This is a genomic window from Paenibacillus radicis (ex Xue et al. 2023), assembly GCF_024722015.1.
Lineage (GTDB): Bacteria > Bacillota > Bacilli > Paenibacillales > NBRC-103111 > Paenibacillus_S.
Genome location: NZ_JANQBD010000003.1, coordinates 198,020 through 211,129, shown reverse-complemented (window position 1 = coordinate 211,129; position 13,110 = coordinate 198,020). Strand labels below are relative to the sequence as shown.

Below are 13,110 nucleotides of genomic sequence, written 5' to 3'. Positions count from 1 at the left end.
TCAACCAATCTCCATAGAAGGATTTAAGTATCATCTGTAATCCCTTACGACTACATAAGCTTTTAGAGAAGAGAGGCCCTGGGTTTTGATTTCACGCTGACATGCAATGATGCTTTTAAAGATAAGAATTCAATGTAGTAACTGCCTTTTCAGGGTCTTGAGATGGATACAGGACAATGAAATTTATTGTCTAATTTTGTATCTTAAATAGGAGGTTGAGGGCTATAAAGCAAATAAGCAGTACATGGGACAAAATTGAATTATACGTTATCTCCCTGTGGCTCCTCTTTCTTCTTATCATTATTGCTACGGTTCAAATTCCTATTTATTTTGGTAAGGACGCAGAGTTCATAGGAACAAAAAAGTTAATCAGTTTGAATATTGTGCCACTACTAGCATTTTTGATGTTAGCTCTGGGTGCCTTTTTTTTAAGCAGGTTTAAATACAAGCTTAAAGGAAGCAAGAAGACATTTACTATCACAAATATACAAAATGGAAACTATGAACATCTTACCTTTTTGACAACTTATATTGTTCCTTTAATAAGTTTGAATTTAGGCGAAATTAGAAATGTAATCATCTTATTTTTACTGCTTATAGCTATAGGTGGAATATGTATAAAAACCCATATGTTTTATGCTAATCCTACCTTGGCACTCTTGGGTTTTCACATCTATATTGTTTCAGGTGGTTTTCGTACAGGGGAAAGGGACAATTTTATCGTTGTCACAAGAGATCAAATTTCCCTAGGTGACATTGTAAAGTATCGAAGACTGGATGAGAAAATCTATTATGCGAGGTTAGCTAAATGAATAAAGGTGAACTCAGTACTGTACTGAATGAAACATTAATTAATGCTGATCAGGTTACTGCGGAACTTTATTTTATTCTTAAGCAAGAAGAAGGTACTGTGCTTAGATTAATTGATGTTGAAGAAAACACACAACAAGAATTAACACAAGAGTTTATTAATAAAATTCAGACAGACATTATTAATGACCCGAATCTAGATATGATTAGTATATCTAATGCGGATGACCGAACCAATGTCATCTATGAGTACGATTTAGATGAAGTTCCTCATGAACTTGAATTAATAAATGATATTTTAGCTGATGAAGATATTCCTGCATTTGATATTAGAACTGATAACTTAAAGCAAATTTGTGGAGTCGTTGTCTTGATTTCAAATAATGGACATAATCTTTTGCTTTACAAAAAGCACTATCCAGTAAGTTTAATCAAAAAAGATAATATTTATTTTTTTGGACTTATTGGTGATCATCGGCGTTTTATAAGTGCTCAAGAAGATGTTGTACGAATAAATACAAATTTTGAGTTTATGAAGATTGATGATACGCTACTCATTAAAGACCTTAATATATTAGAAAAATTCTTTGGTTTCCACGATGTAATTAAAAAGAAAGCTGAAGAGTGCATTGTTGCAATTGAGCAGGCCTGCTTACTCGAAAATACAGATGTTCTATACGAACTGATCGAGGATATATCTTTTTCTCGGAAATTAACTAAGGTTTTAAGCTCTTCTCCAGTACTCAATAGGATTCCAACCGCTGATGTCATTGCTTTTACTGACACATATTTAGGTCTCAAGGGGAAGTTTAAGTATAATTCAGATAAAAGCAGAATACTACTGGATACAAAACAATCAAAGCATTTATTTGCTAAGCTGCTAAATGATGATTACTTACAATCGGAATTAACAAAAATGTGTTACGCTAGTTTAGCTAAGGATACCCTTAACGAAACAGCAGCTGGGTAATTACCAAGTTGTCTTCCAGCAGACAGTCGATAGCATATGCAAATTATTTTAATCATTAACCATAGCGAGGATGCCAATTTATTACCAAGAGATTGTACCTTAGTTGTAATTCGGTTATGTGGCGCTGCTCGGGTGACATCAAAACTGTGACTACACCGGTAGAAGCCTATGTGGCGTTATCTTCTTACTTTCGTGATAGCACTGTGGTAGCATCCATAAAATATACTCGGAAATCAGAGAAAACATAAGGGGAAACGTCCAAAAGCCTTATAGGAGTAGGCTTTCGGACATTTGCGGATACATGAGGAAGTGCTATCCCTACATTAAGGGGGTGGTGTCCCATGGACGTGCGGGTTCAAATCCCGCCGACCGCATACCAAGTAAGAAGCCTTATATCAAGGCTTTTTTCTTTTAGGTCAATTATTTGACTGGATTAGCCATTTAATTAGCTTTTCTATGTCTTGTCCACCATGAAGGAGTTATAATCTATTATAATTAGAATACTAACTATTATAAGGAGTCAAATCGAAATGCCGGATAAATCTCCAATAATGTCTCGAATAGGCGTCATTTTCCTAACTTGGCAGAGATATTTACAAAAGCAGGTAGTACCTCATCAGATCACATTAAAGCAGCAGTATGTTCTCCGAAAATTAGTTGAGAAAACGTCTTTAAACCCCTCGCAAATTGCCGATATGTTTTACTGTGACCGCCCAACCGCAACCGTCATTATTAACAATATGGAGCGGCAGCGCTGGGTTAAAAGGAGCAAAGATCCGAGTAATAGAAAAATGGTCAATATTGCGATTACTGAGGAGGGTCTTAAGAAGCAAGCATCCTTGAAGCAAGCCTTTCAATCGGGGGAGGAGTTTGATCCGCTGTCTTGTTTTTCAGAGGAAGAGAAACGACAATTAGGCACACTGCTAAACAAGTTGTCCGAGCATCTAAAACAGATTAAGCATAACACGGAGTAAAACTTTCGTACTATAAATAGAGATCAAAACCGAAATCAGCGATTGACGATGTCGATTCCTGCTTAGTAACCCAGCTCAAATCTTGGCGATTTCTTAAGAAGGTAAATGACTGCGTGCAAGACACGCTTAGAAGTCTTGAGCCCGCCAAAACCTGCATTTATACAGCTTTTGACCGATTTATCTGCAGTTTCCTTGAATTCATGCAAATGTGCATCTCTTTTATCATTATTAGCGAAACTAGACCGTTTTTCCAGAAAATAACTGCGTTATCGCAGGTTTTTTCACTATAAAAATAAATGTGGTAGGAAATAAATGTAGATTTGCAGGATTTTCTATAGGCTGATGATTGATCGGAGGGGAGTAAAGCGCTGATTAAGTTTGTACTATAATTAGAATTCTAATAAACAACGATGAATTATGAGTAGGTCGATATGGATTTTGCTAACATACATATTATGTGGAACTAATCGCCAAAGAGTGCATCTTCCATAATGTTCACGAAATCGGTTAGAAAAGGGGAGTCTATCGAATGGCTGAATTAATCCATACAGGGCCTTTACCGCCTGACCGGGCGCGGCTTGTCGAGAACTTGGTTCAAAATATAATTTCGCTTCATCCCGGCATCGACGGATTAATCTTAACGGGTTCCATATGGAATCCGGACACTCAATTACCCCACTCGGACATTGATATTAATTGGCATGGCTCCAAAAACGATAGAATTCATGATTCTAGATTGAACCAGCATAGTATCTTTCAGGAAGCGGGAGTTACGATAGAGATGGCCCATTATTTCTGGGGAGATCTGTTGCGACCCGAGACTATGCGTCTTTCGGTTATTGTCTCTTTAAACCGGGCTCACATTTTATGGGAGAAAGAAGGCAGATTCTCTGTTCCTCAACAACAAACGGAAAGGCTGCTGAGGAATATCCATTGGGTAAGAGAAGCGATTGAACGATCTGTAAGGGATTTGAAGGAACGTGCGAACTGCTGGTTAGACCCCGAATATTGCAGGAAAAACAAAGATAATCATCATGGATTCGACTTTGTAAGAACGGTTGTTGGCCCAACAGTTGGCTTGCTTGATTCTATAGATTTGCGTCCTCCTAGCGCTGCACGAAAAGGGTTGATGGAAATTACGCAAACTAGTGCGTTATGTGGCTTGCCTGATATTAGTGAATCAATACTGCATTGCTTGGGTGCCGATCAGCTAACGAGGGCAGAAGTGGAAAAGTGGAACCGACTGTTGAATAAGCTTTACACCAGCGTTGAAATACTTTGTCCTGAGATTCAACTAGTTAAACGAGATTACCACAACCTCTTACTAAACATAATGCGTATCCTGCGCGCATTTGCTGTACATCGGCGGTTGCAGGAACTCTAGTCTCGTTTAAAGCCAAGCGTGAGGAGCTGTTTCATCGAATGCAGGTTTCGGCACACCTGGCTGTGGATGAGTTCGGGAAACGGAAGCAAGGCGCGAGTAGGGGAAAATTTCATAATCTCTACCATATTAAAAAGCCATGCTTGTTCAGCATGGCTTTTTTACGATGAACCGATCTAGAACCCTTTATATTGCGGCTCCTCATTTTCCAGCTGTTGTACACGGGATTGAACATCTTGAATGATTTGCATAGTCGATTGTGATGCAGTGGTAAACATGTTCTTGGCCTCTTGATTTTGAGTGTTTAATGCAAACGATTCTAAGCTAGCTTGAGCGCTCTTTAATGAAGCAAGGCAAGTTTTAACCTGTGCCGATACCGTCATCTTTAATTCCACCTCTCTGTTTTCGTAAAATAGTTCACTACGCTGTTTTATTAATTAGTGACTCCATATAATCTAACCTAATCCGTTGAAAATAATGCAGCCTCATGGAGCTAGTGCTAAAAGTTAAATAAATGCTAATTAACCTAATTTTAATTTTGTAAAATCCCTCCCATAATCAAATAATCTAAGTAAGGATTTTGTAAATGATATGGAACAGGGAGGAAATATAAAATGCCAGAGTGGATAGAAGTAGCTGTAAGAACGTTGATTGCGGTTGTTGCTTTATTTTTGATTACTAAGGTTTTGGGGAAACGACAAATTTCTCAACTTTCATTATTTGAATATATAACGGGCATAACGATCGGCAGCTTAGCTGCGGTGATCTCTCTGGATATTGAAGCCAACTGGTATTTGGGACTGGTGTCTATGCTCGTTTGGGGAGCTGTTTCCTTAGGGATTGAATTATTGCAGCTAAAAAGCAAGCGAGCAAGAGATTTTATAGACAGCAAAGCTTCAGTTCTAATTAAAGACGGCAAAATCCAGGAGGATAATCTCAAGAAAGAACGTTTAACAACGGACGAACTGCTTGAGCAGCTTCGGAAAAAGAATATATTTAGAGCTGCTGATGTCGAATTTGCTATTATGGAATCCAGTGGAGATATTAATGTTTTACTCAAAAAAGAGTACCAACCGATAACTCCAGCTCACATGGGGATGAAGGTAGGACCTGAGCAATCGCCGCAAGCAGTTATAATGGATGGAGTAATGATGAAAGAACCGCTTGCCGTTTTGGGATTAAATCCTGGCTGGCTTAATACGGAATTGGAGAAGCAGGGTATTCTACTTGAAAATGTGTTTCTCGGTCAGGTTGACTCCTACGGACAATTATACGTAGATTTATATGATGATAAAATTAAAGTTCCCGCCCCTCAAGAAAAAGCGGTATTATTAGCTACGTTAAAAAAATGCGAGGCAGACATAGAGATGTTCAGCCTATCGACGAAAGAGAAGCAGGCTAAACAAATGTATGCGGATTGCTCAGAGACATTAATGAAAGTAATTTCAGATGTAAAACCTTATCTGCTATAAAAACAAACAATTCTGGAACAAAATATTTTGTATTTATTGCCAGTTTTTAATGGAACAAGCATATAAATTAGACATGCATTTGTTAGGGGCTGATTTATATGCTTTCTGCTCGAAAAATAATTGTCATTCTTATTGGAAGTTTATTAATTGCTTGCGGGATAGATTTTTTTCTAGTTCCCTTTAAGGTGCTGGACGGCGGTCTTATAGGAATTGCTCTTATTATTAATTATTTATTTAAAATTAAAGTCGGAACTTTAATTATTATTACGAGCATTCCGATCCTCACCTTAACGTGGTTTCAATCTCGCAAGCTGTTCTACAGCAGTATGTATGGTATGGTTGTTTCTTCATTTTTAATTGACCTTTTGGATCCATTTCAATATTATTTTCTCTATTATGTTGAATTGACTCCCTTTACCAGCTCTGTGCTGGGCGGGTTTCTATTGGGTGCTGGAATCGGAATCATGTTGCGATATGAAGTAAGCACAGGAGGTACCGATTTATTGGCACAAATTATGTCCATGCGCTCATTCATGAATGTAGGCATTATTATATTTGTATCCGATGCTATAATAATAAGTCTGGGTGGAATTCTCTTGTCCATGGAAACGTTTATTTTATCCATCCTTACCGTTACAGCTGGAGGAATTGCAACCAGTATTTGTACCATGAAATAAAGCAGTGAATATGCGATTAGTAGCGGGAATAAGTCAGAATGCTGGAAATTAGCGGACTAAGGAAGCACAAGTTAAACAAACAAGAGCTTACTGGATGATCCCGTGAGCTCTTGTTGTTCATTGAATGGTTTAATGTATGGAAAACGTTTTTTTCTATTTATTGTTGTTCTGTTTTAGTTCAATTGTACGGTTTTCCAGTTGTACTAGACCATCACTAGTACCTGCAAAGAACATATCGCTTAGCTGCTCTTGTGTTATCGATCTCCCCTCAGCAGCGAATGTATTCTCGTCTGATTGCAGTTCATTTTGCTGTGACTGATATTGTTCTTCCATCTGTTATCCCGCTCCTTCTCAGCTATAGTACTTAACTACTAATGTCTCACTACATAGCGCTTATATACATGTTTACAATAAAATAATACCAACAGCCTCACACCAAGCCCGGCTGTAGCCCATATTAACGTCAAAAAAAGCCTGATATCCATCAGGCTCTCTTCGCAATCGTATTAAAGCTCCGAAGTTATACCGGATAGGCCGGCTCCCAGAATAACAACGAAAAGAACAAAGAACAAAGCATATATTACAATTAGAATAGCGGCCAGGAGTAACGTTGCTTTAGAATAGTTTTTCTTATTCGGATTAGCGCTGTCGCCAAATGCCCAAATAAATAGCATGATGATATTAACAACAGGAATAGCAGTTACGATAAAGGTTAAAATCCAATCCTTGACTGACATCACGGATGCTTGTTGACTATAAGGATTCTGATAGTTAGCGGCAGCTTGTTGATAAGGAATTTCAGTACTCATAAACATCACCTCACTGGATTATTATGTAAATGGTAGTACCCAATCATTTTAACTGGAGGTCACACATTCGTCAATACTTTACAAAGCTTGTCAATATATATTTATTTTCGACAACCTGTCTCTATAATTGGAAAAATGCTCTTGAGTTGGTTATGATAGAACTATCGCAGCAAGCTGATTCATATAATGGCTGTTCTGCGTGTAAAGTTTTTCATATGAGGGAGAGAATGCACTTGAAGACAACAGCATTGGGCAAAACAGATATTCAGGTTTCGAAGATTACTTTTGGCTGCTGGGAGCTTGGTGGTGGACCTTGGGAGTTTACAAGCGATGATAACAATATTAAGGCGATCCAGGCTGCTTTTGAGATGGGAATTACTACCTTTGATACGGCAGAGGGTTATGGAGCAGGCCATTCTGAAGAAGTGGTCGGCGCCGCTTTGGAAGGAAAGCGCAAGGATACTATCATTTCAACCAAAGTGAGCCGGGCAAATCTGGCACCAGCGGATGTTCGTCGTTCGGCAGAAAGCAGCTTGAATCGTTTGAAAACGGACTATATTGATATTTATTACATACATTGGCCAAGCTTTGAGATTCCAGTATCCGAAACCTTAGGTGAATTTAATAAGCTGAAGGAAGAAGGCTTAATTCGTGCTATCGGAGTGTCTAATTTCTCGTTAGAACAGTTGAAGGAAGCATCAAACTACGCACAAATTGACGTTATTCAGCCTGAATACAGTTTACTGCATCGGTCTATCGAAGAAGATATCGTTCCTTATTGTGTTCAAGAGAATATCGGTATAATGAGCTACAGCTCTATTGCAAAGGGTATATTAACGGGTGCATTTCATCTGGGTGGTAAACAATTGGAAGAGGATGATTTCCGGAGCAAAAGGCGGTTGTTCTATCCGGAGCATATGGAAAAATCTAGGGAATTGATCGTACTGCTTAAAGATATTGCTGAAGCAAAAAATAAAGCCATCTCTCAGGTTGCTATTAGCTGGCTGCTGCATCAGGATGCTCTAACTACAGCTATTGTAGGCTCCCAAAGCATTAATCATATGAAGGAAAATGTCGAAGCTGTTGACATTCATCTAACTTCTGAAGAATTAACTGCTTTGGAAACCACAAGCCGTAAAGTAATTGCTGATATAGACGCTCAATAAACTGGGCTCTATCCAGAATCTGAAATTGTATCAATTAGCTCATTGCTATAACTGCCTTTTCATAAAAAACACTGACTGAGTACTAAAACAACGAAAGCCCTACCTCTCTTTCATCCTTGCGGCTCCTAGACCGCGCCAGTGTGGATCAGTAACACGATTATAAAACTCTTAGGGTTGTTGGAATTTTAGTGATTTTTATGGGTGGTAGTACAAAAAAGCGAACCGAGGAAATTTGATGGAGGGGTTGCTTGATTTTGATACAATTTATTCAGTATACTACCTTTCAAGTAATAAAGCAATAAATAGTTTCTGATTAAACAACGGATGAGTCTCAAATGGAGGATCATCCGTTGTTTTTAAAAGAATAACGATTCGTAACCAAGGTTAATCATAGACAAGCTAACAGTAATGGAGGAACCAGGGATTCATTAAAGACTCCAAACCCTTCTGCTCTAACCAGTACAAAAGCGACTTTAATAATTTCATTGCTGCCGTTTACAAGCGGTTTAACAATAACCCGGAGCTTTACAGGTCCAGCGGCATATAATCCTATGGTTTGGAAGGCGACCTGCTTTTCTTGCCTATATTCAATGGCCTTGGAGACGCTGCGTTTGACCTTTATTAAATCGGCTTCGTCTATATAAGAAAAGAGGGAAGCGCCGGGCATACCTGCTTCCAGTATGAATGGCAGCGGCTCATAATGATTATGAATGGTGCAAATGTTCATATGCTCATCCAACACGCCGGATGCTAAGACAGGTTTGTTTCGAACCTGGCTGGCAACCCATTTTCTCTCGGAGATCTCTTTGACAACGTGGAAATATATTTCCTTGTTACCCCAGTGTACCTTACTGCTGTGTACTTCAACGTTCAATCTAACACCATTGTGTCCAAGAAGCTGTTCTTCTGAAAATAAATAACCTTTTTGCTGAAGGCGTTGTTTTTTCAGTATTTGTTTTTTAGAAGATTCGGGCACGTATAGAGCGTCTGGATTCATGACGAGCAGCTCAGATTTAGAAATGCCTATCAATTTGGAAAAAGCATTGTTCAACTCTATAAATTTTGTTTCGTTGTCTTCATCTTCGAAAGTGTAATACATACCTTCTAATGCTTCTGTGAAACGGCTCTCTAAGGTGTACATTGGTATAATATTCCTCCCCCGTAATGTAGTGCTATTAAACTATTTACACAATAAATACGCATTTGAAACCGTTTTGTAGCACGAAATTTCATAGAAGTTTTTTCCAACAGAATCGAACAATAACTGGGTATAATAAAATGAGTACTATAACGGAGGTGCACTGGGAATGGATTACAGATTAGAACGCGATACAATGGGAGAAATACAAGTTCCCGCAGATAAGCTGTGGGGGGCCCAAACTCAACGGAGCCGCGAAAATTTCCGGATAGGTACGGAGCTTATGCCGCTAGAGGTCGTACAGGCGTTTGCCTTACTCAAGAAATCGGCTGCTTTAGCAAATCAAAGGCTAGGTAAGCTGGAGCAGGAAAAAGCAGAGGCAATCGTTGCGGCGGCTGATGAAATTATGGAAGGCAAATGGGATGCGCATTTCCCGTTGGTTGTATGGCAGACAGGGAGTGGCACACAGTCCAATATGAATGTCAACGAAGTCATTGCTCATCGCGCCAATCAGCTTCTGGATGCGAAGGGGAGCAAGACCAGAATACATCCTAATGATGATGTAAACAGGTCCCAGAGCTCGAATGACACCTTTCCGACAGCCTTACATGTAGCGGGAGTTCTAGCGGTCGAGAATCGGCTCCTGCCGGCACTGGAGGAGCTTAAAGAAACACTGCGTCAGAAGATGGAGGCTTTCGCTGATATTGTAAAAATCGGCCGCACTCATCTGCAGGATGCAACTCCTTTGACATTAGGACAAGAGATCAGCGGTTGGTGGGCGATGCTGGATAAGACAGGGCGTATGATTGCAGATAGCATCGGCACAATGAAGGAGCTCGCCATAGGTGGCACTGCCGTAGGTACCGGTTTGAATGCCCATCCCCGGTTTGGCGAATTTGCAGCTGAGGAAATCAGCAAGGGAAGCGGGAAGGCATTTGTTTCCTCCGACAATAAATTTCACTCTCTAACAAGCCATGATCAGGTTGTTTTTGCACATGGGGCGCTCAAAGCGCTTGCGGCGGATTTGATGAAGATAGCCAATGATGTTCGCTGGCTGGCAAGCGGTCCCCGTTGCGGTATCGGAGAAATCTCTATCCCGGAGAACGAACCGGGCAGCTCGATTATGCCGGGTAAAGTCAATCCTACACAAAGCGAGGCTATGACCATGGTAGCTTGCCAGGTAATGGGCAACGATGCGACGATTGGTTTTGCTGCCAGTCAAGGTAATTTTGAGCTCAATGTATTCAAGCCGGTCATTATATATAATTTTCTCCAATCAACCAGATTGCTGACAGATACTATGACTTCATTCAATGAGCATTGTGCAGTGGGAATAGAGCCGAATCGGGCAGTAATTCAGAGGTATCTGGAGCAGTCATTAATGCTCGTTACAGCTTTGAATCCCCACATAGGATACGAGAATGCGGCTTCCATCGCGAAGACGGCTCACAAGCAGGGCTTATCCCTTAAGGAAGCCGCGCTGCGCAGCGGTCTTCTGACGGAAGAACAGTTTGATACTTTTGTTCGGCCCGAGGACATGATTCACCCTGAGAAATTAAGTTAGACTCTTTTATAATAAGGGTTCGTAAAAAGAGAGTTTAATCAATTGCACGTATAATGGGAGCTATAGAAGTTGTCAATAGCTGTAAGGAGTTAAGATATGGCACAAGTTGAAGAGGTTTTTGATATTTATGACGAGCATTTGAAGCCGATTGGCACTGCAAGCCGCACAGAGGTGCATGCTCAAGGCTTATGGCATCGCACCTTTCAGTGCTGGATTGTAAATGAGCAGGATGGGGATAGAGCACTGTTGTTTCAAAAAAGGCATCCGCAAAAAGATACGTTTCCCGGCTTGCTCGACATCTCCTGTGCAGGCCACCTTCTTGCCGGTGAAGGGATAGAGGAGGGTAACCGTGAACTTGAAGAGGAGCTTGGGATATCGGTTGCTTTCGGATCGCTTGAGCCATGCGGTGTTTTGTTAGATGAGAAAAGGCTGGCAGACGGGTTGATAGACCGTGAGATTTGCCATATATTTGTATACCGCTCCAATCAACCCCTCGATTCCTATAAGCTTCAAGCGGATGAGTTGACGGGGTTGTACCGTGTCTCTATAGAGGATGTTAAACGATTAGCCGAGCAGAATAACGGGGAAGACAAGATCCATGCCGTTGGAGTGGAGACCAATGAAGAAGGAATATTGGAGTTATCGGAACGTTTGTTCAATCGTAGTGATTTTGTGCCCCGTTCTTCTACTTATTATGAAATGATGTTAAAAATAGCAGAGAAATGACAGCTACTTTTTTTGAAAGAATAGGAAAAGCTCTGTTCAGGTTATTGTCCTGTTCAGAGCTTTTTGTTGGGTTCGTCAAATGAATGATTAAGCTGTTGGAATGACTATTAACGAGAAGTACGGTTGATGTATTGTTCAACCATGCTTGGTGTAACATAGGGACGTGTTGGAGAGATTCCATGCTTTGCATGCTCATTGATACTGGTGGTAATCCTGTTGATGGCATCGACAGTGAATGGCTGGCCGGATGCACATAAGGAAATGACATGCTCGATAGCTTCTTCACGCTGATTATCGAGTTCTTGGAATACCTCCAGATGGGAATGCATTTTACGAGTATGACTTGTAATAGCTTCATGAACGGACATGAGACAAAGCTCCTTTATTAAATAATATGTTGGTAGTTATGATACTACGTATGGGTCTGTTCGGGCAAGATGCAGTTCAAAAAAATAAGCTTCGCCAGCTTTCGGCAAGGTTCTTACTCCATATGCCAAAAAGGGTTGTGCTAAGACATCAATGATACTTTTTGTATCATTGATGTCGATTGAGGTGCCTATATCAAAGGTGAGCATAAATATTGTCGGAACGATAATCGATGTATGTCTACTTGGACCGAGTTTTTGTCAGATTCTCGGAATCAGACATTGGAGCTATCACACGATCGGCGGAGCTTTGCTGCTTTAGCCGCTTTTCGCGGGCAAGCTGGATGCTGTAGCTGGAGCCATCATTCGGAATATCGGGTTGAAGCGAACTCGTTTTGGCCGGAAAATGGTGGGGGATAAATTCATAATGAAGTGTGGATTGGAACTTCCATGTGTTCCAGCCCGTTATGATCAGTCCTGCTGCAAAGATGCAAAGTAACCATTTCTTCCACCGATCCATAAGAATTGCGACCTCCCATACACATGATTTGATACTAAATGTATCATTATTTAATCAGTATTTCCAGCCTCTTTTTTAATGATGCTAAGACAGGCTAACAGGAAGTTGAGATGTGTTATAATAATGGGTATTGAATGTATTATTTTCGAATCGGAGGTTGGATAAATGTCAGGACAAGCAATTAAACATATGGTTATTTTCAATTTGAAGCATGAGGTGGGTACAAGAGAAGCAAAGTTATTTCTTCAGGAAAGCCAAGCTATTCTCGCAGCTATTCCTCAAGTACAACAGTTTGAGGTTTTCCGTCAAGTAAGCGGGAAAAATGATTATGATTTTGGATTTTCAATGGTATTTGCAGACAGTGCTGACTATTCGGCTTATAACATTCATCCGGTTCATGTCGACTATGTTAAGAATCGTTGGGAGAAAGAAGTCACTCGATTCCTTGAAATCGACCTTCAGCTAGAGTCAGAATTGTAGACTAACCGGATCAGCCTATATAGAAATATTAACCAGCAGCAGGAGTTTTTAAGCTGAT

Annotated in this window: 16 protein-coding genes; 10 read left to right on the top strand and 6 right to left on the bottom strand. The window is 40.2% G+C overall.

Annotated elements, in window-relative coordinates; translation table 11 throughout:
- The first annotated feature begins 215 nt into the window (after nt 1-215).
- From kwaA to NV381_RS05760, 4 genes are all read left to right on the top strand, one after another.
- Nucleotides 216-812: an anti-phage protein KwaA gene (kwaA, locus tag NV381_RS05775; RefSeq protein WP_258212321.1), complete on the top strand. Its 597-nt coding sequence runs from the start codon at nt 216-218 to the stop codon at nt 810-812.
- Nucleotides 809-1,780, top strand: a complete 972-nt coding sequence (kwaB, locus tag NV381_RS05770) for an anti-phage protein KwaB (RefSeq protein ID WP_258212320.1) — start codon at nt 809-811, stop codon at nt 1,778-1,780. The genes kwaA and kwaB overlap by 4 nt, the downstream gene beginning before the upstream one ends.
- Before the next feature lie 530 nt (nt 1,781-2,310).
- Nucleotides 2,311-2,754, top strand: coding sequence for a MarR family winged helix-turn-helix transcriptional regulator (locus tag NV381_RS05765; protein ID WP_258212319.1), 444 nt, complete (start codon nt 2,311-2,313; stop codon nt 2,752-2,754).
- A gap of 529 nt (nt 2,755-3,283) precedes the next feature.
- On the top strand, nt 3,284-4,138 hold the full coding sequence (locus tag NV381_RS05760) for a hypothetical protein (RefSeq protein ID WP_258212318.1): 855 nt from the start codon (nt 3,284-3,286) through the stop codon (nt 4,136-4,138).
- 173 nt (nt 4,139-4,311) lie between these two features.
- Here NV381_RS05760 and NV381_RS05755 read toward each other — a convergent pair whose 3' ends face one another.
- Nucleotides 4,312-4,518 (bottom strand): DUF1657 domain-containing protein, encoded by a 207-nt coding sequence (locus NV381_RS05755; RefSeq protein ID WP_258212317.1) that lies wholly within the window; start codon nt 4,516-4,518, stop codon nt 4,312-4,314.
- 231 nt (nt 4,519-4,749) lie between these two features.
- Between NV381_RS05755 and NV381_RS05750 the strand changes: the two genes are divergently transcribed.
- Entirely contained in the window at nt 4,750-5,607 is an 858-nt protein-coding gene (locus NV381_RS05750; RefSeq protein ID WP_258212316.1) for a DUF421 domain-containing protein, read from the top strand.
- Between the two features lie 98 nt (nt 5,608-5,705).
- Nucleotides 5,706-6,284 carry a YitT family protein gene (locus tag NV381_RS05745; protein ID WP_258212315.1) on the top strand — a complete coding sequence of 193 codons (579 nt, stop codon included), beginning with the start codon at nt 5,706-5,708 and terminating at the stop codon, nt 6,282-6,284.
- A 153-nt stretch (nt 6,285-6,437) separates the two neighbouring features.
- On the opposite strand, the gene NV381_RS05740 is transcribed toward NV381_RS05745, so the two are convergent.
- Together NV381_RS05740 and NV381_RS05735 are read right to left on the bottom strand one after the other, a co-directional pair.
- On the bottom strand, nt 6,438-6,617 hold the full coding sequence (locus tag NV381_RS05740) for a hypothetical protein (protein WP_258212314.1): 180 nt from the start codon (nt 6,615-6,617) through the stop codon (nt 6,438-6,440).
- A 173-nt stretch (nt 6,618-6,790) separates the two neighbouring features.
- The gene (locus tag NV381_RS05735; RefSeq protein ID WP_258212313.1) at nt 6,791-7,093 is read right to left on the bottom strand and encodes a hypothetical protein; all 303 of its coding nucleotides are present in this window, start codon (nt 7,091-7,093) and stop codon (nt 6,791-6,793) included.
- Between the two features lie 227 nt (nt 7,094-7,320).
- Between NV381_RS05735 and NV381_RS05730 the strand changes: the two genes are divergently transcribed.
- On the top strand, nt 7,321-8,259 hold the full coding sequence (locus NV381_RS05730; RefSeq protein WP_258212312.1) for an aldo/keto reductase: 939 nt from the start codon (nt 7,321-7,323) through the stop codon (nt 8,257-8,259).
- 388 nt (nt 8,260-8,647) lie between these two features.
- On the opposite strand, the gene NV381_RS05725 is transcribed toward NV381_RS05730, so the two are convergent.
- Entirely contained in the window at nt 8,648-9,400 is a 753-nt protein-coding gene (locus tag NV381_RS05725) for a PAS domain-containing protein (protein ID WP_258212311.1), read from the bottom strand.
- 166 nt (nt 9,401-9,566) lie between these two features.
- On the opposite strand from NV381_RS05725, the gene fumC reads away from it, so the two are divergent.
- Together fumC and NV381_RS05715 are read left to right on the top strand one after the other, a co-directional pair.
- A complete protein-coding gene (fumC, locus tag NV381_RS05720; RefSeq protein ID WP_258212310.1) occupies nt 9,567-10,961 on the top strand; it encodes a class II fumarate hydratase in 1,395 nt (464 codons plus the stop codon).
- Between the two features lie 96 nt (nt 10,962-11,057).
- Nucleotides 11,058-11,687: an NUDIX hydrolase gene (locus NV381_RS05715; RefSeq protein WP_258212309.1), complete on the top strand. Its 630-nt coding sequence runs from the start codon at nt 11,058-11,060 to the stop codon at nt 11,685-11,687.
- 107 nt (nt 11,688-11,794) lie between these two features.
- Here the strand turns inward: NV381_RS05715 and NV381_RS05710 are convergent, their stop codons facing one another.
- Together NV381_RS05710 and NV381_RS05705 are read right to left on the bottom strand one after the other, a co-directional pair.
- Entirely contained in the window at nt 11,795-12,055 is a 261-nt protein-coding gene (locus NV381_RS05710) for a YpbS family protein (RefSeq protein WP_258212308.1), read from the bottom strand.
- A gap of 238 nt (nt 12,056-12,293) precedes the next feature.
- Nucleotides 12,294-12,572 (bottom strand): hypothetical protein, encoded by a 279-nt coding sequence (locus tag NV381_RS05705; protein ID WP_258212307.1) that lies wholly within the window; start codon nt 12,570-12,572, stop codon nt 12,294-12,296.
- Nucleotides 12,573-12,737: 165 nt separating this feature from the next.
- Here NV381_RS05705 and NV381_RS05700 point away from each other — a divergent pair, with 165 nt between their 5' ends.
- Entirely contained in the window at nt 12,738-13,052 is a 315-nt protein-coding gene (locus tag NV381_RS05700) for a Dabb family protein (protein WP_258212306.1), read from the top strand.
- Nucleotides 13,053-13,110: the final 58 nt, after the last annotated feature.